24 protein-coding genes and 1 riboswitch are annotated in these 25,030 nt (G+C 29.4%); of the genes, 18 read left to right on the forward strand and 6 right to left on the reverse strand.

The features are described from left to right. Positions 1 to 4 precede the first annotated feature (4 nt). The 8 genes from XO11_RS05265 (at position 5) to XO11_RS05300 (ending at position 9,517) form a co-directional block, all read left to right on the forward strand. Positions 5 to 1,045, forward strand: a complete 1,041-nt coding sequence (locus XO11_RS05265) for a 3'-5' exoribonuclease YhaM family protein (protein ID WP_083635659.1) — start codon at positions 5 to 7, stop codon at positions 1,043 to 1,045. After that, positions 1,046 to 3,289: a type I DNA topoisomerase gene (topA, locus tag XO11_RS05270; RefSeq protein ID WP_014296545.1), complete on the forward strand. Its 2,244-nt coding sequence runs from the start codon at positions 1,046 to 1,048 to the stop codon at positions 3,287 to 3,289. Further along, on the forward strand, positions 3,279 to 4,178 hold the full coding sequence (locus XO11_RS05275; protein WP_014296546.1) for a D-alanine--D-alanine ligase: 900 nt from the start codon (positions 3,279 to 3,281) through the stop codon (positions 4,176 to 4,178). Before topA ends, XO11_RS05275 begins: the two co-directional genes overlap by 11 nt. A 60-nt stretch (positions 4,179 to 4,238) precedes the next feature. Further along, on the forward strand, positions 4,239 to 5,252 hold the full coding sequence (locus XO11_RS05280) for an elongator complex protein 3 (protein ID WP_175418285.1): 1,014 nt from the start codon (positions 4,239 to 4,241) through the stop codon (positions 5,250 to 5,252). A 118-nt stretch (positions 5,253 to 5,370) separates the two neighbouring features. Next, positions 5,371 to 6,453, forward strand: coding sequence for an iron-containing alcohol dehydrogenase family protein (locus tag XO11_RS05285; protein WP_217671848.1), 1,083 nt, complete (start codon positions 5,371 to 5,373; stop codon positions 6,451 to 6,453). A gap of 25 nt (positions 6,454 to 6,478) precedes the next feature. Then, positions 6,479 to 7,120 (forward strand): histidine phosphatase family protein, encoded by a 642-nt coding sequence (locus XO11_RS05290; RefSeq protein ID WP_014296549.1) that lies wholly within the window; start codon positions 6,479 to 6,481, stop codon positions 7,118 to 7,120. Then, on the forward strand, positions 7,117 to 7,833 hold the full coding sequence (locus XO11_RS05295; protein WP_075780485.1) for a 2-phosphosulfolactate phosphatase: 717 nt from the start codon (positions 7,117 to 7,119) through the stop codon (positions 7,831 to 7,833). Before XO11_RS05290 ends, XO11_RS05295 begins: the two co-directional genes overlap by 4 nt. A 13-nt stretch (positions 7,834 to 7,846) precedes the next feature. Next, a complete protein-coding gene (locus XO11_RS05300) occupies positions 7,847 to 9,517 on the forward strand; it encodes a peptidylprolyl isomerase (RefSeq protein WP_175418286.1) in 1,671 nt (556 codons plus the stop codon). Between the two features lie 184 nt (positions 9,518 to 9,701). Here XO11_RS05300 and XO11_RS05305 read toward each other — a convergent pair whose 3' ends face one another. Then, on the reverse strand, positions 9,702 to 10,277 hold the full coding sequence (locus tag XO11_RS05305) for a hypothetical protein (RefSeq protein WP_014296552.1): 576 nt from the start codon (positions 10,275 to 10,277) through the stop codon (positions 9,702 to 9,704). Between the two features lie 234 nt (positions 10,278 to 10,511). Further along, positions 10,512 to 10,690: riboswitch (cobalamin riboswitch) on the forward strand. 52 nt (positions 10,691 to 10,742) lie between these two features. Between XO11_RS05305 and XO11_RS10725 the strand changes: the two genes are divergently transcribed. From XO11_RS10725 to XO11_RS05320, 3 genes are all read left to right on the forward strand, one after another. After that, positions 10,743 to 11,765 (forward strand): ATP-grasp domain-containing protein, encoded by a 1,023-nt coding sequence (locus XO11_RS10725; RefSeq protein WP_014296553.1) that lies wholly within the window; start codon positions 10,743 to 10,745, stop codon positions 11,763 to 11,765. Further along, positions 11,762 to 12,598, forward strand: coding sequence for a CoA-binding protein (locus tag XO11_RS05315; RefSeq protein WP_175418287.1), 837 nt, complete (start codon positions 11,762 to 11,764; stop codon positions 12,596 to 12,598). Before XO11_RS10725 ends, XO11_RS05315 begins: the two co-directional genes overlap by 4 nt. A 67-nt stretch (positions 12,599 to 12,665) precedes the next feature. Continuing rightward, the gene (locus XO11_RS05320) at positions 12,666 to 13,826 is read left to right on the forward strand and encodes a hypothetical protein (RefSeq protein ID WP_254873307.1); all 1,161 of its coding nucleotides are present in this window, start codon (positions 12,666 to 12,668) and stop codon (positions 13,824 to 13,826) included. A gap of 36 nt (positions 13,827 to 13,862) precedes the next feature. Here the strand turns inward: XO11_RS05320 and XO11_RS05325 are convergent, their stop codons facing one another. Genes XO11_RS05325 through XO11_RS05345 form a run of 5 tightly spaced genes read right to left on the reverse strand, consistent with a single transcriptional unit; the run spans position 13,863 to position 18,593 of the window. Further along, positions 13,863 to 14,186: a hypothetical protein gene (locus tag XO11_RS05325; protein ID WP_014296556.1), complete on the reverse strand. Its 324-nt coding sequence runs from the start codon at positions 14,184 to 14,186 to the stop codon at positions 13,863 to 13,865. A 12-nt stretch (positions 14,187 to 14,198) separates the two neighbouring features. Then, positions 14,199 to 14,663 carry a 23S rRNA (pseudouridine(1915)-N(3))-methyltransferase RlmH gene (locus tag XO11_RS05330; protein WP_175418289.1) on the reverse strand — a complete coding sequence of 155 codons (465 nt, stop codon included), beginning with the start codon at positions 14,661 to 14,663 and terminating at the stop codon, positions 14,199 to 14,201. A 1-nt stretch (position 14,664) separates the two neighbouring features. After that, on the reverse strand, positions 14,665 to 15,822 hold the full coding sequence (locus XO11_RS05335) for an FtsW/RodA/SpoVE family cell cycle protein (RefSeq protein ID WP_014296558.1): 1,158 nt from the start codon (positions 15,820 to 15,822) through the stop codon (positions 14,665 to 14,667). Beyond that, positions 15,809 to 17,893 carry an HD domain-containing phosphohydrolase gene (locus XO11_RS05340; RefSeq protein WP_075780490.1) on the reverse strand — a complete coding sequence of 695 codons (2,085 nt, stop codon included), beginning with the start codon at positions 17,891 to 17,893 and terminating at the stop codon, positions 15,809 to 15,811. Before XO11_RS05340 ends, XO11_RS05335 begins: the two co-directional genes overlap by 14 nt. Further along, complete coding sequence (locus XO11_RS05345; protein ID WP_014296560.1) at positions 17,883 to 18,593, reverse strand: ABC transporter substrate-binding protein; 711 nt, start codon at positions 18,591 to 18,593, stop codon at positions 17,883 to 17,885. Before XO11_RS05345 ends, XO11_RS05340 begins: the two co-directional genes overlap by 11 nt. Before the next feature lie 165 nt (positions 18,594 to 18,758). On the opposite strand from XO11_RS05345, the gene XO11_RS05350 reads away from it, so the two are divergent. The 7 genes from XO11_RS05350 to fliF are packed head-to-tail and all read left to right on the forward strand — an operon-like array spanning position 18,759 to position 25,019. Next, entirely contained in the window at positions 18,759 to 19,484 is a 726-nt protein-coding gene (locus XO11_RS05350) for a DUF2520 domain-containing protein (protein WP_014296561.1), read from the forward strand. Position 19,485: 1 nt separating this feature from the next. Then, entirely contained in the window at positions 19,486 to 20,301 is an 816-nt protein-coding gene (gene panB / locus XO11_RS05355; RefSeq protein ID WP_075780492.1) for a 3-methyl-2-oxobutanoate hydroxymethyltransferase, read from the forward strand. A gap of 11 nt (positions 20,302 to 20,312) precedes the next feature. Then, positions 20,313 to 21,041, forward strand: a complete 729-nt coding sequence (locus XO11_RS05360; RefSeq protein WP_368494358.1) for a biotin--[acetyl-CoA-carboxylase] ligase — start codon at positions 20,313 to 20,315, stop codon at positions 21,039 to 21,041. Continuing rightward, positions 21,038 to 21,568, forward strand: coding sequence for a hypoxanthine phosphoribosyltransferase (gene hpt, locus XO11_RS05365; protein WP_014296564.1), 531 nt, complete (start codon positions 21,038 to 21,040; stop codon positions 21,566 to 21,568). Before XO11_RS05360 ends, hpt begins: the two co-directional genes overlap by 4 nt. A 54-nt stretch (positions 21,569 to 21,622) precedes the next feature. After that, complete coding sequence (locus tag XO11_RS05370) at positions 21,623 to 22,456, forward strand: purine-nucleoside phosphorylase (RefSeq protein WP_075780493.1); 834 nt, start codon at positions 21,623 to 21,625, stop codon at positions 22,454 to 22,456. After that, positions 22,446 to 23,459: a lytic transglycosylase domain-containing protein gene (locus tag XO11_RS05375; RefSeq protein ID WP_014296566.1), complete on the forward strand. Its 1,014-nt coding sequence runs from the start codon at positions 22,446 to 22,448 to the stop codon at positions 23,457 to 23,459. The genes XO11_RS05370 and XO11_RS05375 overlap by 11 nt, the downstream gene beginning before the upstream one ends. 9 nt (positions 23,460 to 23,468) lie before the next feature. Then, positions 23,469 to 25,019 carry a flagellar basal-body MS-ring/collar protein FliF gene (fliF, locus tag XO11_RS05380; protein WP_014296567.1) on the forward strand — a complete coding sequence of 517 codons (1,551 nt, stop codon included), beginning with the start codon at positions 23,469 to 23,471 and terminating at the stop codon, positions 25,017 to 25,019. The last annotated feature ends 11 nt before the right edge of the window (positions 25,020 to 25,030 follow it).

Here is a 25,030-nt window from a genome sequence, read left to right on the forward strand (position 1 = left end):
AAATATGAAAAACACTGGCGGTATAAGTTTAGGAGATATGTTAAAAGAAAAAGGGCAATTATCAGACGATATTATAAACACTTCATATATTTCAGATTTAAAGGTTAATGATGTAAAAGATGTTGAAGGAAAGGTTTTAAGCAAACGCCTTCAAACAACAAAGGATGGAAAGGAATTTTTGCTTTTTACTCTGGGAGATAAAACAGGAACATTAAGAGCTATTGATTGGTTCAATGCCTCAAAAAACAATGAAAAAATAAATATTGGAGACATTATCAGATTAAGAGGTAAAATAGTTGTATTTGATAGTAGATTGCAATTAAATGTTGATAAAGACAGTGAAATAAAAATCTTAAAAGAAGACGAAATAGACCCTGAAAAGTTTATCAAGAGCAGCTCTAAAGATGTGGAATACCTAAAAAATGAATTATATGCAATTATTGATTCCATTAAGGATATAGATATCAAAAACCTGCTGACATATATGTTTATCAAGGATAAAAAATTCATTAAGCAATTTTTTGATTCACCTGCAGCTATTAGCGTTCATCATGCGTATAAACACGGATTACTTGAACACACAGTAGATGTCGCAAAATTATGTATTTCAATCTCTGAAAATTATATAGATATTGTCCAGAAGGATATTCTTATTGCAGGAGCGTTATTACATGATATTGGAAAAATAAGAGAATACAAAATAACCCCTGCTGGTATAGAGAAAACAGATGAAGGCGAGTTAATAGGACATATTGCACTGGGAACAAATATGGTTATAGAAGCTGCAAAAAAAGTTAACAATATGCCTTCTGAAAAACTTGAACAGATACTACATATGATTGTTTCACATCATGGAGAACTCGAATGGGGTAGTCCAATAGTTCCCAAAACAATAGAAGCATTTATATTACATTTTGCTGATAATTTAAGTTCTAAAGTAGAGCAGGTTAGAAATCATATTGAAGAATCCAATAACAAAGATTGGACAGATTATAACAAAAATCTTGGCCGAAAGATAAAAATAACAAAAATGGAGGACAAATAAATGCCTAAAACTGCAAAAAAAATAGTAATAGTGGAATCACCAGCCAAAGCAAAAACAATAGAAAAATATCTTGGCTCAGAATACAAAGTAGTGGCATCCAAAGGACATATTAGAGATTTGCCACAGAAAAAATTTGGTGTTGATATTGAAAAGGATTTCGAACCGGAATTTGAACTCATGCCTGGTAAAGAAAAGGTTGTAGAGGATCTTAAAAAAATAGCAAAAGGTAAAACAGTCTATCTTGCACCTGATATGGATAGAGAAGGAGAAGCTATTGCCTGGCATTTGAGTTATTTACTCGGACTTGATGAAAATGAAGAAAATAGAATAATCTTTTCAGAAATTACCAAAAACACCATTCAGGAAGCCATAAAATCACCAAGAAAAATAGATAAAAATAAAGTTGGTGCTCAATTAGCAAGGAGAATTCTTGATAGGATAGTTGGTTATAAAATAAGTCCTATTTTATGGAGAATTTTAAAGGATTATAATACCAGTGCCGGTAGAGTACAATCTGCCGCTTTAAAGATACTTGTTGACAGAGAAAGACAGATATTTAAGTTTAAACCAAAAGAATTTTATAAGATATTTTTAAAGTATATGGAACAGGATATACCACTGGTAAAAATAGATGGAAAAAAATTTAAAAAAGAAAGTATTTCAGAAAAGAAAAAAGAAGAAATATTCAAAGAACTGGAAAACGCTATTTACTCTGTTACTGCGGTTACAGAAAAGGAAACAAAGAAAAATCCCCCTCAACCATTTATAACCAGTACATTACAACAAAGCGCAATTTCAAAATATGGCTGGTCATCACAAAAAACAATGCAAATAGCTCAAAAACTATACGAAGGTATTGAAACAAAAGAAGGCCCTATTGCCTTTATCACATATATGAGAACAGATTCAACAAGAATCTCAGAAGACGCTATGAAAAAAGCTCACGAATATCTCGAATCAAATTTTGGAAAAGAGTATACAGGTCATTTTAAGGTTAAAAAGTCAAAGAAAAAGATTCAGGATGCTCACGAAGCTATAAGACCAACAGATGTATTTATGGATCCTAAAAAAGCAAAAGAACTTATCTCTGGCGATGCTTTAAAATTATATACATTAATCTGGAATAGGTTTATGGCTTCACAATCAGCTCCTTCAAAATATATTGAAAAAACATATACAATAAGCGATAACAATAAAAAATATGAATTTGAAGCTGTTGGAAGAAAAAGAATATTTGATGGATTTGAAAAATTCTGGAGTTCAAGCACAACTGAAAAAGAATATGAAATACCGGAAAAGGGTATATTAGAAAATATTGAATTAAAGGCAGAAAGAGATGAAACCAAGCCACCTTCAAGATATACAGAAGCTTCATTGGTAAAAGAAATGGAAAGTAAGGGAATTGGAAGGCCTTCTACATATGCAACTATAATCACTACATTATTAAATAGAAAATATGTAATAAAAGAAAAAAATTCATTAATACCAACACTTGTTGGATTTGTAGTTTCAGATATACTCGAAATGAACTTTCCGGAAATTGTTGACGTTAAATTTACCGCCCATATGGAAGAGAACCTGGATAAAGTTGAATCTGGAGAAATGGATTGGAAAACCCTTTTAAAGGAATTTTATGCAGAATTTGAAAAATTCCTTAATGATACAGATAAAAAATTAAAAGAGCGTTCTATGGACTTTACATATAATACAGATATTTCATGTGAAAAATGCGGTGAAAAGATGCAACTCCAATTTGGACGTTACGGATTATACTTAAAATGTCCAAAATGCGGTGAAAACAAAGGCATTCAAAAAGGCGCCTTAGGTGTTACCATTGATAAAAAGGTATATTTAGATGAATCATTTTTAAAAACAGAAAAAGGAAAAGAGGAAGGAATAGGCAGACAATGTCCAAAATGTGGCGGTGAATTGGTAATAAAAAGCGGAAGATTTGGAAAGTTTATAGCCTGTTCAAATTATCCAGAATGCAAATATACTGAACCATTACCGGCAAGAGGTAAATGTCCAAAATGTGGCGGTACCGTTCATAAAATGAAAAGCAAAAAGGGGAAAGTATATTATAAATGTTCAGAATGTGGTGAAATGTTCTGGGATGAACCTTCCGATTATAGATGTCCTTCATGTAACGGACCTTTATTCTATAAAAGAAAAAACAGAGAAGAAATGCTCTATTGTCCAGAAGAAAAGAAATACTTTAAAGAAAGTGAGATAAATGAACTATAAAATAGCCCTTATTTATGGCGGTAATTCAAATGAACGTGAAGTTTCAATAAGAAGTGCAAAAAATATAGCTATGGCCATTGTAAAAAATGGCTATAGCTTATGTAAGTATGATTTAAAAACAGATTGGGAAAGGTTTGTTAATGAATATAAAATTGCAGATCTGGTTTTTAACATTGTTCATGGCTATGAAGGTGAAGATGGAACTTTACAGAGAAAACTTGAAAAACTTGGAATTGAATATATTGGATCAGATTCCAGCACTTCTGAAAAGACCTTTGATAAATGGGCGTTTATTCAAAGTATAAAAAAAGATTTCTCTGTTCCAAAATCCTTTTTAACAGACAAATATATAGAACCGCCTTTAGATTTTCCTTTAATTATTAAACCAAGGAAAAGCGGCTCTAGCTTGGGGATTCATATATGCCATAATTTAGATGAATATAATAAATTTCTTAAAGAAGAACTCCAAAATTTTGGCGAAATAATAATACAGGAATATATAAAAGGTCGTGAAATCTCTGTAAGTATCATTCAGAAAAATGATGAAACCTTAGTTCTACCTATTCTTGAAATAAAACCTAAAAATGAATTTTATGATTATGAAGCAAAATATACAGAAGGATATACTGATTTTGAAGTGCCTGCAAAACTCGAAAAAGATTTAGAAGAAAAGATTATAAAAGATTTTAAAAAGCTTTTTTTAATGATGAATATACGGGATTTTTGTAGAATTGATGCAATAATAAAAAATGATAAATATTATATTCTGGAAATAAATACAATTCCTGGAATGACTGAATTAAGCGATTTACCTCAATCAGCAGCAGCATATGGCCTTTCTTTTGAAGAATTGGTGGATATACTAATAAAAAATCATTTAAAAGATTAAACAATCGGGCTTTTAGCCCGATTTTAATATATTTAATATAATCGTACAGAGGTGATTTTAATGTCAAGAGAATATATAATTCCTGTTTTTATACCACACGCGGGTTGTAAAAAAATATGTGTATTTTGCAATGAATATTCTGCAACAGGAATAAGAAAAAAACCTGATGAAAATAATTTAAATGATATATTCAATAGATATATTGAATATTTCCCTGAAAACGTAAATCCTTATATAGCCTTTTATGGAGCAACATTTACAGGAATGGACATAGAATTAATGAAATTTTACCTTAACTGGGCAGAAGAAAAAATTAAAAATGGCTTGGCATATGGCATTAGATTTTCCACATCACCAGAAGAAATTACAGAGAAAAAAATGAATGTTCTAAAAAATTATACAATTAATTTTATAGAAATTGGTATTCAATCATTTTATGAAGATATAATAAAAGCAGCAAACAGGCCACACGATTTAAATAACGTCTGGAATGCAATTGAATTATTGGAAAAATATGACTTTGACTATGGCATTCATTTAATGACAGGTTTGCCAAAAAGCTCTTATTATAAAGACTTAAATTCTGCAGTAATTGCAACATTTATAGGTGCTAAAAGTGTGAGGATACATCCAACAGTTATTTTAAAAAATTCAACACTTGAAAAAATGTATAAAAACAAGAAATATACTCCAGAAACGCTTGATGAGGCCGTTGAAAAAGTAGCTAAAATGACAGAAATTATAGAAGCTAATGATAAAAAGGTAATAAGACTTGGTATATGTTTATACGGTAAAGAAAGAGAAAATGTTGTAGCTGGTCCTTATCATGATTCTTTTGGTGATCTTGTAAGAAGTAAAATAGCTCGAGATATTATTGAAACTTTTGCTAAAGATAAATTGATTGTTCCTATGCAATATAAAGCAAATTTTATTGGCTTTAAAAAGAGCAATAAAGAGCTTTTGGAACACAGCAATATAGAATTTCATAATGGCAGTAAATTTTTATTAAACAATATTGAACTTAAATATGCTGATATTCTAAAAATCTTATTAAATCAAAATTTCATCTTATAGTAAAAAAGATAATTTCAATTTTTCTATTTTAAAATTGCAATTTGCTATTTCCTCTTTTTTTTATTATAATAATAGATAAGAAGATTTTAAAAAAGGGGTGATTGAGATGCTATACCATATGCCTACAAAATTGTATTACGGAAAAGATATTATTTCTAAACATAAAGATGAAATGATTTTAGGAGAAAAGGCTCTTATTGTTACAGGAAAACATTCTGCAAAACTTACAGGAGCACTTGATGATGTGATTTCTGTTCTTAATGAATTTAAAATCCCATATGTGCATTATGATGAAATAGGTGAAAATCCCACATATGATATGGTTATAAAAGGAAAAGAACTCGGTATAAAGGAAAATTGTGATTTTGTTATTGCCATAGGCGGTGGAAGCCCTATGGATGCAGGTAAGGCTATTTCTGTCTTAATTGCGAATCCAGAGTTAACACCAGATGATTTATTTGATTCTTCAAAATATGAAGTTTCAGTACCAATTATAACAGTTCCAACAACTGCAGGAACGGGAAGCGAAGTTACAGAATACGCTGTTTTAACAAAACCAAACGGAAGAAAATCCGGTTTTAAAGATGTTCTAATATTCCCTGATGTTTCTTACTTAGATCCTAAATACATGACAAAAATGAGCAGGGAGTTAACTCTTACCACTGCTGTTGATGCGCTTTCACATTCCATTGAAGGTGTTCTTTCAAAAAAGGCTACATTTATGTCTGATATCCTTGCAAAAGAATCTATCTCATTAATAAAAGAATATCTTCCAAAAGTATTAAATGATCTTGAAAACGTTGAATATAGAGAAAAACTGGCTTTAGCTTCAACATTAGCTGGAATAGTTATAGCCCAAACTGGAACAATATTACCACATTCTCTTGGATATAGAATTACCATTCACAAAGGAATAAGGCATGGACAGGCTACAGCTATATTCCTTCCATTTGTACTTGAAGAAGTAAAAAAAGCAGAACCGGAAAAAGTAAAAATAATTGAAGATATATTTGGTTCAATTGATGAGTTCACAACCTTCTTAAAAGAACTTGGTATTTATAACTTTAAATTTGAATATAAAGACGATGAACTTGATTTATTTATAAATGAAGTTTTAAATTCATCACATGTAAAAAACACACCGGGTGAATATAATTACAACAAGATTAAAGATATGTATAATAAAATATTGGAAATGTGATAAAATAATATTGGAGTGATAAATTTTGAAAATATTTCTTATAAGGCATGGAATGACAGATTGGAATCTAAAAAGAAAATGGCAGGGCACTGTGGATATAGAATTAAACGATATAGGCAAAGAACAGGCAAGAAACCTTGGAAAAAGATTTAAACGTGAGAAATATTCAAAGGTTTATGCTTCACCTTTATCTCGAGCTTATAATACTGCTCTTGAAATATCTAAAAATATAAATAAAAAACCTATAATTCATGAAGGTTTAAAAGAAGCTCACGTTGAATTGTGGAATGGATATCATATTGATGAAGTAAAAGAAAATTTCCCGGAAGAATTTAAATTATGGGGAAATGATCCGTGGGCATATATTAAGGGCGTTGAATCTATGGCAGAAGTTCAGGCAAGAGGAGTAAAAGCCTTAAAAGAAATTGTTAATAATACCTATAATGAAAATGTTGTAATTGTTTCACATGCACTTCTGATCAGAAGCTTAATTTGTTGGGTATTAAATCTTCCTTTAAACCAGCATAGAAATTTTATGCTCGATAATGCGTCAGTAACAACTATAGAATTTGAAAATAATAGATATAGATTAATAAATCTCAACGAAACATGGCATCTTGATATTGAAAGAATTATACATCCAAAAACAGTGGAGGAAGAAATATGAGATTATATGCTTATTTTCTACCAGATGTAAAATTGGAAAATCATAAATATTATTTTGTGGTTGATACTTTAAGAGCATCAACTACAATGGCCACTCTTATTTCTGTTGGAGCAGAAAGCGTTTCAATAACCGATGATCCTGATACAGCAATACAAATAAAAAATATGGATAATAATGTAGTATTAGTTGGAGAAAGAGGCGGATTAAAAATTACAGGCTTTGACTTTTCAAATTCTCCAACAGAAATTTTAAGAAATGCTAATCAGGTAAAGGATAAAAAGGTTATTTTATGTACTACAAATGGCTCAAAAGCTTTTTTAAAAGCAAACGATATGGGAATTACCATTTCATTGTCTTTAATTAATCTTAAATCAGCTATTCAATATGTTTTAAGTAAAAAAATTGATGATATTGGAATTGTATGTTCTGGAACAGATGGATATGTTTCTCTTGAAGATGTATTTACAGCAGGTAGATTTTTATCTATATTATCAAAACAGGATATATGCTATTTCAACGATGAAGCATATATAGCATTAAATATGGCTAACATTCCACATACCAGAATATTCCAGTATTCTTTACATGCTCAAAAACTCAAAAAACTTGGCCTTGAAAAAGACCTGAAAATGAGCTTTAATGAAGGATTGCTAAATGTAGTTCCTATCTCAAAGGCAAAAACAAATGAGTTTAAGCCAAAAATAGAAATTTAGTCGGAGGTGTCCAATGAAAAAGGTATTAGTTTTATTGTCATTAGTAGTATTTGTATTAGCAGGTTTTTCTGAAGAAATTGTTGGTTATTTAATGAAAGACGGAAAGATTTTAAGTAATTATTATCTTACAGAAAAGGCTTTTAAAATTGAATATTTAAATTCCCTTCAACAAATGCAACAAAACGGTCAGCAATTTGATCCTATGAAAGAACCTTTTTACATGGTTTCTACAATAAAAACAGCTTTAAGTTATAAAATTCTTGAATACTACGCAAACGAAAACAATTATAAACCCAATATGGAAGAAATAGACAGAAAAGTTGAAGAACTCGCTTCACAATACTTATCAAATGAAGATACAAAAAAACAGATTATTTCTTACTTTGGCTCTGAAGATAGTTTCAAAGATTATATAAAAAACAATTTATTAGCTTCATATTACTATAAATATATTGACTCAAAAATAGGAACAGTTACAGAAAATGAAGTTAATGAATATATAGAAAAAAACTTTGAAAAATTAAAAGAAGATAATGATAAAGTACTTACACAACATATTCTCGTTACAGATGAAGCTACCGCAAATAAAATATTAAACAAAATAAAAAGCGGTAAAATTTCATTTGAAGATGCTGCAAAAAAGTACTCTATTGATAAAAATTCTGCTGTTAACGGTGGAGAAATTAACTGGGTTACAAAAAAACAGGTTGTTGAACCTTATTTCTTAGCAGCCTGGAATGCGAAAATCGGTAGTATTGTAGGTCCTGTAAAAACAGATTATGGTTATCATTTAATAAAGGTTAAAGATAAAAAGATTTATAATTCTCCAGAAGATATGGAAAACAATTCAGAAATTGTGGAAAAAATTAAATCCGACTTAAAAAACGAGAAATTATACAAATGGTATATGGACTATTCAAAACAATTTGATTTTGCGATAGTTTATAAACCTCTAATCTATGAGGATAGAATCCAAAAAGCTAAAACAATTGACGATTTAATGGATATAGAAAAAAAATTATTCGACGCAATAAAAACAGATCAGGATGTACCAGAAGAATGGAAACTCAGTTATGTTACTTTAGCAAAAAAAATAAAAGAACAAATCCCTGAAATTATAGAACTTGAAAAATCCTTATTAGTTCTCGATAACAAATACAAAAACCTTGATGAAAAAGCTTTAGACGAAGAATTAAATAAAATAGAAGAGGAAATCTCTAAATTAAAGGACTCACCTGAAAAGAAAGAAAAAGATCAGCTTAAAACAAACCTTGAAAATTTATACTACATAAAAATAATGTATCCTTACTTAATAAACAAAACAAATACAGAATTAAAAGAAGATATAAAAGAAAAAGAAGATTATTCCAGAGAACTCAATAACAGAAATTTCATTATTTTAAAAGAAATTTATATGAAAAACAAAGATATGAATACACTTGTAGAATTATATCAGCTTAATCCAGAAGATCCCGAAATTGCATTTGATTATAATTATTCATATTACAACTATATCAAGCAATATATTCAATCACAACCAAAAGATGTAATTCAACCAGAGCTTGAAAAGCTTTTAAAAGCTTTTGAAGGAATTGTGGAAAAAACAGATAACCCGGAAATAAAGTCTCAGTCAGAAAAGATTATAGAAGAAATAAAAACAACTTTAAAAAACATGATGCAATGAAAATATTTTCTCAAAATGTAAAAAAAGATTTAAATTTATCAGTTTCTTGTAACTGTTAATTAATATATCTAAGATATAATAATTTTGAAATCCCCATCCCCCGATTCCATATACATATATGGTTTCGTAAAAGCCCCGATTGTCGGGGCTTTTGTTTTTTTATTATTATTTAATCAATAAAAATTTATTCATCAAATTCTCCTAAAAACATTCCCCAATATTCCCATGCTTCCCAATCAGGATATATTACTACTTTATCCTCTTCTTTTTCATAATACACAACTCCTATATACCATCTGTCTTTTATATAATAAGCGCTTCTTGTAATATCATAATGTTTTGATGTTGTTTCACCTACTGCAGTGAGATCAAAAGATAAATCTGCTGTTAATACCTTTTCTACATCAGGACAGATATTTTTTAAATCAGCCGGTGGTTCTGATTCTTTTTCATTTGTTATCTCAAGATTTTCAATCTTTCCTGTAACTTTTCCTGTACTACCATCATAAATTGGACAATGATAAATAAGCTCTTCTATAGCCCACTCCCATGCATCTTCGTCAAAATCTGTCATTCCTGTAACATTAACATTGTAAAAGTACTTTTCTAATACGGTTATAGAAGAATTTTCTGTAATGTTTTTCAAATCATCAAAGTAACTTTGGAATACGTCTGAATTATCCTGTTGTAAAAGATCTACACACCCTACAAAAAGAAAAGCAATGCTTAATAAAACAAGTATAAGAGTTACCTTTTTCATATAAACACCTCCCTGAAAATTTGTATTTAATATCCTTAAATTATAATTTTACTATAATTCCATTATTGATTCAAGTTTTAAAAGATATTAAAAAAAAATAAAAATTCTTAGTTTTAATTAGATTTTAAAATTTTATCAGGCATAATTCTACAAAATTAGAAAATATATACTATCTTTTCAGGTTTGTATGTAAAGATCTAATATGGTAGAATCATATAGAAAATTAAAAAAGTAAATACCTCCGGAATTAAAGGTGAGAAATCTTAAAAGGGAAGATGGTGAGAATCCATCACGGCCCCGCCACCGTAACCGGGTACGAAACCAACAAAAGGCCACTGGGAATTGTCCTGGGAAGGCGTTGGGAGTAGGATGATCCGGAAGTCGGGAGACCTGCCTTTAATTCCAGAGCGATCCTGATCTCGCGGGAGATTAGGATGGAATTTTTATTTTATAGGAGGGATTTAAGTGAAAGTACATGAATTTATTGGTAAGGGTTTTTTGCAAGATTATGGAATAAAAGTGCCTCAATCGTATCTAATTACTTCTGAAAAAGACATTAAAGTAACATTCCTGCCTGCAGTATTAAAGTCTCAGGTGTTAGTGGGCGGAAGAATGAAAGCAGGCGGTGTATTATTTGCACATACAGAAGAAGAATTTTCTGAAAAAGCAAAATATCTGCTAAAAAAAGAAATAAAAGGCGAAAAACCTTATGGGGTTCTCGCTGAAGAAATGATTCCCATAAAAAAAGAATACTATATATCTCTACTACTTAATAGAGAAGAAAAAGAAATAAGTATACTATTTTCCGAAAGTGGTGGTATTGATATAGAAGAAAACAAAGATTCAATTATAAAAACAAATTTTGAAAAATTTCATGAAGTAATTCCGGAAAAAATCCAGAAAATATTGCCTAATTTAAGAAAATTATTTAGAGAAAAGGATTTAACCCTTCTTGAAATAAATCCATTAATCGAATCAGAAGGAGGAGAAATAATCGCTCTTGATGCTGTAATGCATCTTGATGATAACGCTATATTCAGACAAACCTGGGCAGAGGAATTTGTTGATGAAAAGTATCCTTTTCACTTTGTAAAACTTGAAGGAGATATTGGAATTATCGGCTGTGGCGCAGGAATAGTTATGGCTACAATGGATGCTGTTAAATTACATGGTGGAGAACCAGCAGATTTTCTTGATCTTGGTGGAGGAGCTGAAAAGGATATTACTCTTGAAGCTTTAAATTTATTAAAGAATTCTGGAATAAAAAAAGTAATTCTAAATATTTTTGGTGGAATTACAAAATGCGATGAAATAGCCAGAGGACTCGTTGAATTTAATAAGGAAAATCCTGATATACAATTATTTATAAGATTAACGGGAACAAATGAAAACGAAGCAAAGGAAATTCTAAAAAAACACAATTTAAATTATTATGAAGATATGTATTCCATGATTCTTGATGCAGTGAAAGTGGGTGAGTATAAATGATTTACGGAAATGAAAGAGTTTGTGTCCAGGGTATTACCGGAAAATCTGGACGATTGCATACAAAGAAGATGCTCGATTATGGAACAAATATTGTATGTGGTGTTTCAAAAAACAATAAAATAAAGGATTTATATAATATTCCTGTATTAACCAATATGAAAGATGCTGTAGAAAAATATAATGCAGATACATCTGTTGTATTTGTACCTGCTCCATTTGCAAAAGATGCTATTTTTGAAGCTATTAATGCTGGCATAAAAAAAATTATAATTATCACAGAACATATTCCTCAACAGGATATGCTGGATGTATATCATATTGCAAAGGATAATAATGTAAGGGTAATAGGACCTAATTGTCCTGGCGTAATATTACCTGGAATTTCAAAAATCGGGATTATGCCTGAAAAAGCTTTTAAGCCTGGAGAAATTGCTGTAATATCAAGAAGCGGAACTTTAATGTATGAAATATCAAATTATCTTTCTTTATATTCAAAAGGCATAAAAATCGGAATTGGTCTGGGTGGTGATCCAATTATCGGAACATCTGTTGAAGAAGCTTTTGACTATTTAATTGAAAATAATATAAAAGAGGCTGTTATAATAGGTGAAGTTGGGGGGAATGATGAAGTTACAGGTATCAAAAATGCTCTTAAAAAAGGTTATAAAGGGAATATAAAGGTATTTTTTGCTGGAAGAACAGCTCCAAAAGGAAAAAGAATGGGACATGCCGGAGCTATTGTAGAAGGTTATGAAGGTAGTATTGAATATAAAGAAAAGCAACTTCTTGAAATGGGAATAAATGTGGTTAAAAATATACCAGATCTTTTATAAGAAAAGTAAATATAAAGATAATAAATTTTGATATGATATAAATAACTATATTATTATAACAAAGGAGTTGAAGAAGTTGCTTTCAAATCCATATTTTCTTTTATTTTCATCAATTTTTTTAGGTATCTTTATAGGTAAGTTTAAAATAGGTAGATTTAAATTAGGGAGTTCGGGAACCCTTTTTAGCGGATTATTTTTGGGGTGGTTGGCTACCACCCTCCTTTTAAAAGATAATAATCTTTCTTCAATCCAATTATTAAAGGCTTCATTTCACCAATTTTTTCTTTTTTCTTTGATTTTATTTATTTCAGCTGTTGGATTAATAGCTTCCAGAGATATTAAATTTATCATAAAAAAATTTGGAAGTAGATTTATAGCCATGGCATTTGTTATAACTCTTTCTGGTTTCATTCTATCCTATTTTTTTGGAAAAATATCAGGATATAATATTTATAATTTTATTGGAGTATATTCTGGTGCCCTTACCAGTTCCCCAGGACTTGCAACAGCACTTGAAACTGTTCCTGATTTCCAGGATGAAATAACCTTTGGATATTCTGTTGGATATATCCCTGGTGTTCTTGCGGTAATTCTTTCTATGTACTTAATTCCTGTAATATTTAAAATAGATATTTCAAAAGAAAAAGAAAAACTGGCATCTGAAATAACTTTTGAAGAAGATAAAATTAACAATTTTGACTTCATGGCATTTTCTTTTGTAATAATTGTAGGTATTCTATTAGGTAAGATAAATATCAATCTTGGAATTATACAATTTTCACTTGGCATGACCGGTGGAATATTGATTTCGGCTTTATTTTTAGGTTCATTAGGTAAAGTTGGACCTATTAATTTTAAAATGAACAAAAAAATCTTAAAAAGTATTCAAGAATTAGGATTGCTTATGTTTTTGTCATCTGTTGGATTGAAATCTGGATATAACACCTTTAATAATCTTAACGAAAAAACGCTTATTTTAATGTTTTTCGCACTAATTATTGCTTTTTTTTCTATTCTAATAGGTTATATTATAGGAAGATATATTTTTAAACTTAACTGGATAATTTTATCTGGCGCTATTTGTGGAGGAATGACAAGTACTCCAGGACTTGGTGCCGCAATTGATGCAAATGAATCTGAAGAGGTTGCTTCTGGATATGGGGCAACATATCCATTTGCATTACTGGGAATGGTAATATTTACAAAGATTTTTTCTTTATTAAATTAACACATAAAAAATAACCCTGAAATTTGATTTTCAGGGTTATTTTTTACTTGAAACTTCAAATATTATCTCCAATTTTAATTCTTTGTCCATAAAAGTAGGTGGATTTTCAGCCCATAATTCTTTCTTTGAAATATCCTCTGAAGAGTATTTTTCAAAACATAATTCGCAACTTCCCATATGATAGAATTTTATATAATTTATTTTATCATTTTCCTCGAATAAAATAAATTCCTCATTGCTTTCTTCATCTAATACCTTTCTCACTGGAATTAATGCATTTTCAGATATATTATCCATAGAACTTAAAAATTTATATACATCTTCATATGTTTTCATCCTCTTAAATATTCTCTGATGCACACTTTCACCTTCTTAATAATGATATTTTTCGTTATTATTTATTTTAAATGCTCTATATATTTGTTCCAGTAAAAATAGCAGTATCATTTCATGCGTAAAGGTCATCTTAGACATAGAAAGCAAAAAATCTGCATTGTTTCTTATATATTCATGATGTCCCAACGGTCCTCCAATAAAAAAAGATATGTTTTTTTTACCTATTCTCCATGTATCTATTTTTTTTGCAAAATCTATTGAGGATAATTCCTTTCCTCTTTCATCAAGAACAACCCTGAAAACATCTCCTGTAAAATATTTTAAAATCCTCTCCATGTCCTTTTTTTTATACTCTTCTGCTGATATTTTATTTAAATCATCTGATAATGGCAAAGTAATTAATTCCACTCTATCATATTTAGAAGTCCATTTCAAATATTGTTCAAGACCTGTTTTTATAAATTTCGTCTTTGGTTTTCCAATAACATAAACCTTTATCATATTAATTCATTTCTCCTTTAAAATTCGTTTCATCATCTATATAATTTTCTTCTGCATATGATTCTGTTGTTGCAATACCTTTAGTTACCAAACCCAGCAAAAATGAAAAAATAATTATCTGACTCCCTCCATATGAAATCAAAGGCAACGGAACTCCTGTAACCGGCATTATTCCCAAATTCATCCCTATATTTTCAAAGACATGAAAAAATATAATCAAACTTGTTCCAAAATATATGTATTTCCAGAATCTTCTGGAAGTTTTTTGTGCATAAATATACATTCTATAAATTAATATTCCATAAAGCAATATGATTACAGTTATTCCCAAAAATCCAAATTCTTCACCTATTACAGAAATAATAAAATCATTATGGTCTTCCGGTACAAAATCAGAAAGATTCATAAAACCATTTAAATATCCTTTTCCAAAAAAACCACCAGAACCTATTGCTCTCATTGCCTGTAAAGTATTATATGCAACTCCAGCGGCATTTTTTTCAGGAAATAAAAAACCTATAATTCTGGCTTTTTGATAATCTTTCATAAAATAAAAGGCAAAAGGTGAGGAAAATAACATTAAAAACATTGAAGTTTTCCATGTTTTTTCATGTTCACCAGAAACATAGGTTAACATAAACCATAAACCAAATGTAAATAACGTCATACCCAGATCCGGCTGTTTAAAGATTAATCCAAGCCCTAACAACGTTGTTAGAGATAATATATAATATGCTTTTTTGTTTTTTTCTGCAAGGTATTTTGCAAAAATAATAAGTGTAAAGATCAAAAACAAATGAGAGGGCTGTATTCCAACAGGACCAACTCTTATCCATCGTCTTGCACCATAGCGTGCTCGTTCAAATACCAAAACATATATTAAAAGAAAAATAGTAAAAGAATATAAATAGCCGATAATTCTTTTTAAAAAACTTTCTTTTAAAAAATATGCGGTAAAAAATACTATTATTCCTAACGTTGAAAATATTATTTGTTTATAATAATTATCTTCTATATACTCTCCATATGTAGCTGTTCTTACTGCAAAAACTCCTATTATCAAAAGTAAAAAATATATTAAAGGAATTATATACTCAAATTTTCTCATTCTTTCAAAAGGTTCTGTATAAATTCCTGACAAAGGATTATTTCTTATCATTGTAATTTTTCCTCCAACTTTCTTCTTTTAAGAAAGCTACAAATTTCATTGCTAAATCAGGATCAAATTGTGTTCCGGCATTTTTTTCAATTTCCTTTATGCTTTCTTCAAATGAAAGTGCCTTTTTGTAAGGTCTGTCTGTTGTCATTGCATCAAAACTATCAGCAAGAGATATTATTCTTGAAATAAATGGTATTTCTTCGCCTTTTAATCCTTCTGGATATCCTCTGCCATCCCATCTTTCATGATGATACTTTGCAATAATTGCATATTCATCCATATAACCACTTTGTTTAAGCAATTCATAACTTTTAGTGGAATGTGTTTTTACTATTTCATATTCTTCATCTGTTAATCTTGTCTCCTTATTTAAAACTGTTTGGGGAATAAAGAATTTTCCTATATCATGCAATAAACTGGACCAATAAACCTTTCTTATCATATCTTTATCCAGTTTAAGATATTCTGCAAATTCTGTTGCATAATATGCAACTCTTTCTGAATGACCTTTTGTATATTTATCATAATACTCAAGAGCTTTTACAAGAGTTAATACAACATTTTTATGGAACCTTCCTTCTTCTTTTGAAATTTGCTTTAATCTAACAAATGCAGAAGCAAGATGCGAAAGAGCCTCTACAAGTCTCATAGATTCATTTGAAAAAGTCTTTCTGCCATTTTTTACACTTATATCCAGAGCAATTTGCCCAATAACATAATTGTTTATCTTTAAAGGCGCTAATAACGATTTTGAAATTGGTTTTGTTGCATCGGCTAATTCCTGAAGTTTTGTATCATCAAGCAATCCTTTATTTTTTTCAACAATATTTTCAACAACAGATACCTGTTTCGCATATATAAATGTTTTATTATCAAACACAACATGTTTCAGCCGTTTTTCATCATGCCCAATTGCACTGATAATCTTCCATATATTTTTATCTTTATTAAACAGAAAAATACTTCCATAATCGGCTTCAGGAACTATTTTTATAGCACTTTCAAGTAATTTGTCAAAAAAGACCTTTTCATCCATATCGGAAAGACTAAGACGGGCAATTACCGTTATTAACTCTTCTAATTTTTCAAAATACGTCTCTAATCGCTTATTTAAATCACTTAATTCTTCATTCATTGCCGTAGTTTCCTGCAAATAACCTTCTAATTCCAATTTATGCGCATAAATTCGTTTAATCAGTGAATTAAATGAATTTTTCAGAGATTCAAATTCTTCTATTTCAAAATTCTGATCAAACTCTTCCAGTAATTCATTTCTCATATGTTCTGTCAATGATTTAATAGGCCTGATAATCTGATTATTTAAATGCTTTATTTCCAATTTTCTCATAATTATTGATATTAATACAACAACAATCATACTTAATAATGTTACTAAAAAGAAGTTATATATATATTTACTATAATCTATTATTAAATAAACCTTTCTTCCATAAAGTTCAAATGTTTTAAAAATTGCAAACGGCTTATTTTCTTTAGTCAAAGAAATTTTCTCATTTTTTGCAAGAAAAACCTTTAATTCATCAATTACCGCTTTGACATCTAATTTAACAACTAAAATCCCTTCGAAAAAACGACTTTCTCCGTAAAAATCATAAAAGTACGGAAATAAATAACATATATTTTCATTGTCAACAATAACTTTAAACTCTGTTTTTTTCAATTCATCTATATGTTTATCAATATCAAATTGTTGAAACCCGGCTTTTTCTGGATATACAAAGGTAAATGTTTTTAACGACGGCTTATAGTCTCCTATACATGAGATAACAGAGTTGCTATTAACAACATTTTTTAGGATCTTTTCAGCATCAACAGATAAAGAATAAACATTTGCAATAACTTCCATATTCGTAATAATTCTCTTCTTTTGAGTATCAATAATCTTTAATATCCTATTGTACTGGATTTCAACTTCATTGTTCATATAAAAATATGTATTTAAAGCAAAAAAGATTGCCATTATTAAATATATGGCAGTGGTTGCAGCTATTAACTTTTTTCTTGTGTTTCTTCTAAACCATTGTTCTAATTTTATTTTATTATTTTCCATATTTTTTCAGTATAATATTTATTTTCTGTTTATTCTTCAAAATTATATAATTTATCTTTTCCAGTAAAATCTTATCTTTTGTTGCAATACCAACATCTGATTTTTCAAATGGCTCTCCAACAATTTCTACAGGATATTTTTTTGAAAAATATAAAGCATTTACCAGATCAAAGAAAGCAGCATCTACATTTCCATCTAAAACCCCTTCAAGACACTCTTCATTTGAAGAATATACATGTAAATGTACTATTTTGCCGCTATTAATTAATTCAAGCGTTTTTTTATACCCCGTTGAATCTTTTTTTGCGCCAATAGCTATATTATCAAAACTTGTTATTTTTTTCTTATTATCTTTTAATTTTATTAAAACCAACCCTGTAGTTAAATACGGTATTGAAAAATAATATTTTTTTCGTCTTTCGGGAGTAATATGTATTCCGCCTATTATCATATCCACATTTCCTTCATTTAGCGCATTGTCGACCAGATATGGAAACGAAAAAATATAAATTTCTACATTTTCATGCAGCTCTTGAGATATCATTTTTACAATTTCTACATCAATTCCTTTTAAAATATACCCATCTTCTACTTCTTCCATATATGCATATGGCTCTGTAAGTGAAATCCCAACCTTTAACACTGCATAAAATTGCACAGCTACTATCAAAAAAAAGATTATAAATAACTTGCTCTTCATAATAACTCCCTTTCAATTTATGTTATAATATAAGTAAATTTAGATTATATCATCATAAACAGCAAATCCAAAATAAATCCCGTATAAATATTATATCATAAAAAATATGCATTATGAAATATTCGTTATACTAAATATATTTAACTTTGCGGAGGTTTTTTATACATGAAAATTTATATAATTGGACCTGGAAAAGTGGGAAAAACTTTATATAATTGCTTAATAAAAAAATATTCTGATATAATATTAATAGGGAAGAATATTGATATATCAAATTACAGATTTGATGGCATTATAATAATTACAACACCCGATGATATTATTGAAAAAATATGGAATAAATTAAAAAATAATAACCTCGAAAATGTTCTCGCAATTGGTCATTGTAGTGGAGTATTGGACTCTTCTTTTATACAATCTGTGCCACATTTTTCCATGCACCCTAACTTTCCATTTAACTCAGAAAAAAAATGTGAAGAAATACAAAATATAGTCTGGGGAATTGAAGGCAATGAAAAGGGATTGGAATATGCAAAAAAATTAGTTACAGACTTAAAAGGAAAATATATCATTATTCCCCAAAACAAAAAAATCCAATATCATCTTGCAGCTGTTATACTTTCAAATTTTTCATATGCTCTGGCGAAATTATCCATGGATTTATATAAAGATATGAATCTTAACAACATAGAGCATTTAATAGACCTTGCAATCTATTCATTAAATAATATAAAAAAAGTAGGTTTAAAAGAAGCTTTAACTGGCCCTGTTGCAAGAAATGATATTAAAACCATTCAAAAAGAAAAAAAAATATTCAAAAGCTATTTTAACGATGAAAATATTTATGATTTTTTTATAGATACGCTATACAGGATAAAGGAGGAAAATTGACATGAGCATAAGAAAATTTCTAAAAATGAAAAAAAAGCAGGAGAAAATAGTAATGATTACTGCATATGATTATTTCTCCGCCAAAATCGCTGAAGCCGCAAATGTCGATATGATACTTGTTGGTGATTCAGCTTCAAATGTAATGCTTGGAAATAATGATACTATAAAAATAGGCATGGAAGAAATGATAATCTTTGTCAAAGCTGTAAAAAAAGGTGCTCCTAACACATTTATTATAGGAGACATGCCATTTTTAAGCTATCAGGTTTCCGATAGCGAAGCTATTAAAAATGCTGGTTTATTACTAAAAGCTGGTGCTGATGCTATAAAACTCGAAGGTGGATTAAATGTTGTGCCATTAATAAAAAAAATGGTGGATTTCGGGATACCGGTAATGGGTCATATAGGTTTTACTCCACAATCATATAAACAAATAGGTATAACTTCAAAAGGCAAAACTCAAACTGAAGAAGAAGTTTTATTAAACAGTGCAAAAGCTTTAGAAGATGCTGGAGCATTTTCAATTGTGTTGGAAATGGTTACAGAACCTGTTGCAAAAAAAATCTCAGAAGAATTGGCAATACCCACAATAGGTATAGGTTCTGGAAGATTTTGTGATGGTCAGGTTCTGGTATGGCATGATTTATTGGGGTTAAACAACGAATTTGAACCTAAATTTTTAAAAAAATACTTAAATGGTTTCGAATTATTTAAAGAAGCTATTGAAAATTATTCATCAGAAGTAAAAAATGGAAAATTTCCAGAAGCTAAACATGCATATAAACCTATAGAGGAAGGCAGTGACCAAAAATTATAGGAGATAAAATTATACATTTTGATACTATTAACTCAACAAACATTTTTTTAAAAGAACATTGGAAGGATTTGCCATCTGAAACAGTAGTATGGGCTGACAAACAAACAGGCGGATATGGAAGAATGAAAAGGCAGTGGATTGCAGATAGAGGAGGATTATGGTTCTCCGTATTATTTAAACCAACAAATATAAGGCCCTATAATCCCTGGCATTATGTTCGATTATACAGTTTAGCCATACATGATATTTTAAAAGATAAATATAAATTAGAAACAGTAATAAAATGGCCAAATGATTTGCTTGTAAATGAGAAAAAAATATGTGGTATTCTTGGCGAAGCTGTATTCACTGGTGTAATACCTTCAGCTATAATAGTTGGCGTTGGATTAAATGTAAATAATAAAATTCCTGAAGAATTAAAAGATATAGCCACAAGTTATATTGAAGAAAAAAATAAAAAACTACATCTTGAGAAACTTCTAAAGCAAATTAATTCCCATGCATATTATAAATATTATTTAAAATATTTTAAAAGAGATAAAATATCCGCTTTCACAAAACAATGGATAAAAAAACTTAACATTCGAAATGGAGATTTTATAAAAATAATATTCCAAAATGAAGAAAAACGTGGTAAAATTATTTCAATACATGGTGATTATCTTGAAGTTGAATTTGAAAGTGGTATAGAAAAGGTATATGCTGGTGAGGTCTCATTAAGAAAGGAGCGTGTGGTATGAATATATCCCCTGAAAATTTAAAGGTATTATTAACAGAAGAACAGATTTTAAACAAAGCAAAAGAACTTGGTAAAGAAATTACAGAATATTATAAGGATATAGATGAAGAAATAGTTGCTGTTTGTGCTTTAAAAGGTTCTGTTCATTTTTTTGCTGATCTTGTAAAAAACATTGAACATGATATGGTATATCAGTTTGTAAGTATATCCAGTTATCACGGCGGAACACAATCAACAGGAAAAATCACAGTAAACAGCTGGTTAAATTATAGCTTAAAAGGAAAACACGTTTTGCTCATTGAAGATATAGTCGATACAGGAAATACCATAAAATTTTTAATGTCTGAAATATTAAAAGAGGAACCTGCTTCTTTAAAATTAACATCCCTTCTTATAAAAAATGCTCATGATCACGGTATAAAAGTAGACTTCCCTGGATTCTATATAGATAATTACTTCGTAATAGGTTATGGTCTTGACTATGATGAAAAATACAGAAACCTGCCATTTATTGGATATGTAGAATAATGTGATATAATAATAAATGAAAAATAAATATATTATATTTTGGAGGTGTTTTATATGAATTTTGACATTGAAGCATATGTAAAAAACGTAAAGGAAGCAGCTGAATATATAAAAAGTAAAGTATCTGAAAAACCTGAAGTGGCAATTGTTTTAGGTTCAGGGCTTCATGGAATCGCAAATAAACTTGAAGATGCCCTTGAAATAAGCTACTCAGAAATTCCAAATTTCCCTGTATCAACAGCACCTGGACACAAAGGTTCATTAATGTTTGGAAAAATTTCTGGAAAAAATGTAATGTTAATGAATGGAAGATTCCATTATTATGAAGGTTATACAATGAAAGAAGTAACATTCCCTATTAGAGTAATGCAGGAATTGGGTATTAAAATTCTTATTGTGACAAATGCTGCTGGTGGAATGAATCCAAATTTTGAAGTTGGAAACCCATGTATCATTACAGATCAAATTAACTTCTTTGGAGATAATCCATTAATAGGTCCAAATTATGATGAATGGGGACCAAGATTCCCTGATATGAGTGAAGCTTACGATAAAGAATTAACAGAAAAAGCTATCAGCGTTGCTAAAAAATTGGGAATTCCTGTTTATACAGGCGTATATCTTGGAATCACAGGCCCAACATTTGAAACACCTGCTGAATTAAAAATGATGAGAAATTTTGGTGCAGACTTAGTTGGAATGTCAACAGTTCCAGAAGTTATTGTTGCTAATCACGCTGGAATAAGAGTTTTAGGTTTCTCTGCAGTAACAGACAAAGCAGTTCCAGATGAATTAAAACCTGTAACAGCCGAAGAAGTAATTGAAATCGCTAATAAAACTGGAGAAAAAATTGCCAATATAATTTTAGAATTATTGGGTGAATTATAAGGTGAAAAGGGTTATACTTTTCCTCTTTACTATATTAATTACTATATCTGGTTTTTCAGAAAAAACAGACATATATAATAAAATATTCTATAAACCAGGATTACACATGGAGTTGTATACCGACTCCATGTTTTTGACATTTGAATATACATATATTGGAAAATATTCTTATATGGATTCCAATGAATTACTAAGATATGTATGGACACAGGATAAAACATTAATAGGCGGTCAGATGTATGTTGAATCAAACTATTATACGCATGCAATTTCTTCAAGTCATGCAATAGGGCTTTTACAACTAAAACCTATAGTAGCTGAAGATTTTGGCGCTCATAATCTATTTAACCCTATTGATAATATAACAACAGCCTCTTTATATCATGATTATCTAAACAAAACTCTTGGTACTGAAAAAAAGCAAATTGCAGGATATTATCAGGGACCAACGTCAGTATTGAAAAATGGCATAAATTCAGCGGGAAGCTATTATTATAATAAAGTAAAAAAAGCACAAAAAAAATATAAAAACACTTCTGTCTATTCACCTTATTTAATAAGCATTAGCGGAAATGTGAAAAAAAATTATATGAATCTAATTGCAAATGAAGGTTTTGCATACAAAAATTGGGAATTTTATTCAAACCAACATTTCGAAGTTACAACTGAAAATAAATTTGAATTCAATAATCTTGAAGTTAAATTTGGTGGTTTTTACTTTCCAAAAACAAATTTCTCAATAGGTGCATTTTCAGATTATAATTTAAACATGGATACAATTGCAAGAATTGGCTATCCATGGGCTCAAAATGTAGTATCATTTAACAATAATAATAAAATTTTAAAACAAATTTATATGTCATATGATTTTAAAAACAATATGTGGATGAAATTTTATATAGATAAAGATTTTCTTTTTATAACAGGTATATCCATATACGACATAAAACTTGGAATTTTATTTAATTCCTCCTATAGAATAGGTATATTTATGAGTTTATGAGGTGGCTTTATGAACTTTTTAGAAAAGATAAAGGATTATTGGGATAATTTCCCTACAAATCAAAAGATATTGCTATCTATATTAGCCGCAGTTTTTTTAATAATAATAATATTTTTCATAATATTAAACTTAAGACCTAATTATCAGGTCTTAATAAGTGGTGTTGACGAACAACAGGGTGGAAAAATCATTTCAAAACTTGAGGAAATGAATATCCCATATAAAGTTGGTGCTGGCGGTTCTATAATGGTTCCAGAAAAATACAATAAATACGAATTATGGATGAAATTAGCTTTAGGTGGTGTTCTTGGAAATCAGGTTACAGGATATGAATTGCTTCAAAAACAGAGTTTCGGCGCTACAAGTTATGATAAACAGGTAAATTATCAAATAGCAATAGAAGGAGAGCTTGCACGTTCAATTTCCACAATGAAAGGAATACAATATGCAAGAGTTCATATTGTAATGCCTGCAAGGACATATTATACACCTGCAGAACAATCTAAACCAAAAGCTTCTGTTTTACTATTTCTTGAACCAGGTGCATCTATAGATTCAAATCAGGTAAGAGCTATTATGGAATTTGTTGCAGGAGCTGTTCAAAATCTTGATCCAAAAGATGTAAAGGTTGTAGACAATTATTCTCATAATCTCAGCGCGCAGGTTTTAGCTGAAGGAAATATAGCAGATGCAGCTACAAAGTTTGATTTAAAGAGAAAAATAGAAGAGTATTATACACAAAAAATAGAAGACAAGCTTCAGGTAGTGTTTGGAATGGGCGCAATTGTTGTATTGCCAGAAGTAGATTTAAACTGGCAAAAAATAGAACAGGAAGCACGAAATGTTCAACCTGTAAATAAAACTTCAGGTATAGTTGTTAGTGAGCAAAAAGAAACGGAGGAAAAAACCTCCTATTCTGGAACATCAAATGTTCCAGGCGTTGATTCAAATGTCCCTCCATATACAACACAAACGCCTGATAATCAGGGATCCGATACATATAAAAATTCAAAAAGTATAATAAATTACGATTTTAATGAAATATATAAAAAGGTTACCGAAGACAAAAATGGTGAAATTGCCAATAAATCTATTACTATATTTATAGACGAGGACAAATCTCCTATTCCAAAAAACGAAACAACAATAGCTCAAATAAAAACAGCCATTTCAACAGCAACAGGAGCAACTCCTTCTAATATTACTGTTTTATTTACCAAATTTAATAAAGATTTAGAAGCAGAATACCAGAAAATGGTTGAACAGTCAAAAAGAGCAAAAACACTTACCATTATCATGGTTGCTTCTATAATATTCATGATATTTATTGCATTATTTGTAATAGCAATAATCAATGTTAGAAAGAAACAGAAAGCAAGGAAAACCATTCTTGAAAGAAAGAAAAAGCTTGAAGAAGCAGCAACAAGAATTATTGAAGAAATTGAACCGGAAGAAGTGGAACTTACCGAAGAACAAAAATCATTTGAAAAACTTGCAAAAATCGTTGATCAAAGTCTCGATGATGTTGTAGAAATTGTAAAATACTGGATTAATCAATAAGAGGTGATTTT

The organism is Marinitoga sp. 1138, from assembly GCF_013363265.1.
Taxonomy (GTDB): domain Bacteria; phylum Thermotogota; class Thermotogae; order Petrotogales; family Petrotogaceae; genus Marinitoga; species Marinitoga piezophila.

What these genes read in the sequence shown, in the direction of transcription:
- XO11_RS05265 (WP_083635659.1), top strand. Translation starts at nt 5, where the DNA reads ATGAAAAACACTGGCGGTATAAGTTTAGGAGATATGTTAAAAGAAAAA.
- topA (WP_014296545.1), top strand. Translation starts at nt 1,046, where the DNA reads ATGCCTAAAACTGCAAAAAAAATAGTAATAGTGGAATCACCAGCCAAA.
- XO11_RS05275 (WP_014296546.1), top strand. Translation starts at nt 3,279, where the DNA reads ATGAACTATAAAATAGCCCTTATTTATGGCGGTAATTCAAATGAACGT.
- XO11_RS05280 (WP_175418285.1), top strand. Translation starts at nt 4,239, where the DNA reads ATGTCAAGAGAATATATAATTCCTGTTTTTATACCACACGCGGGTTGT.
- XO11_RS05285 (WP_217671848.1), top strand. Translation starts at nt 5,371, where the DNA reads ATGCCTACAAAATTGTATTACGGAAAAGATATTATTTCTAAACATAAA.
- XO11_RS05295 (WP_075780485.1), top strand. Translation starts at nt 7,117, where the DNA reads ATGAGATTATATGCTTATTTTCTACCAGATGTAAAATTGGAAAATCAT.
- XO11_RS05300 (WP_175418286.1), top strand. Translation starts at nt 7,847, where the DNA reads ATGAAAAAGGTATTAGTTTTATTGTCATTAGTAGTATTTGTATTAGCA.
- XO11_RS05305 (WP_014296552.1), bottom strand. Translation starts at nt 10,277, where the DNA reads ATGAAAAAGGTAACTCTTATACTTGTTTTATTAAGCATTGCTTTTCTT.
- XO11_RS05315 (WP_175418287.1), top strand. Translation starts at nt 11,762, where the DNA reads ATGATTTACGGAAATGAAAGAGTTTGTGTCCAGGGTATTACCGGAAAA.
- XO11_RS05330 (WP_175418289.1), bottom strand. Translation starts at nt 14,663, where the DNA reads ATGATAAAGGTTTATGTTATTGGAAAACCAAAGACGAAATTTATAAAA.
- XO11_RS05335 (WP_014296558.1), bottom strand. Translation starts at nt 15,822, where the DNA reads ATGATAAGAAATAATCCTTTGTCAGGAATTTATACAGAACCTTTTGAA.
- XO11_RS05340 (WP_075780490.1), bottom strand. Translation starts at nt 17,893, where the DNA reads ATGGAAAATAATAAAATAAAATTAGAACAATGGTTTAGAAGAAACACA.
- XO11_RS05345 (WP_014296560.1), bottom strand. Translation starts at nt 18,593, where the DNA reads ATGAAGAGCAAGTTATTTATAATCTTTTTTTTGATAGTAGCTGTGCAA.
- XO11_RS05350 (WP_014296561.1), top strand. Translation starts at nt 18,759, where the DNA reads ATGAAAATTTATATAATTGGACCTGGAAAAGTGGGAAAAACTTTATAT.
- panB (WP_075780492.1), top strand. Translation starts at nt 19,486, where the DNA reads ATGAGCATAAGAAAATTTCTAAAAATGAAAAAAAAGCAGGAGAAAATA.
- hpt (WP_014296564.1), top strand. Translation starts at nt 21,038, where the DNA reads ATGAATATATCCCCTGAAAATTTAAAGGTATTATTAACAGAAGAACAG.
- XO11_RS05370 (WP_075780493.1), top strand. Translation starts at nt 21,623, where the DNA reads ATGAATTTTGACATTGAAGCATATGTAAAAAACGTAAAGGAAGCAGCT.
- fliF (WP_014296567.1), top strand. Translation starts at nt 23,469, where the DNA reads ATGAACTTTTTAGAAAAGATAAAGGATTATTGGGATAATTTCCCTACA.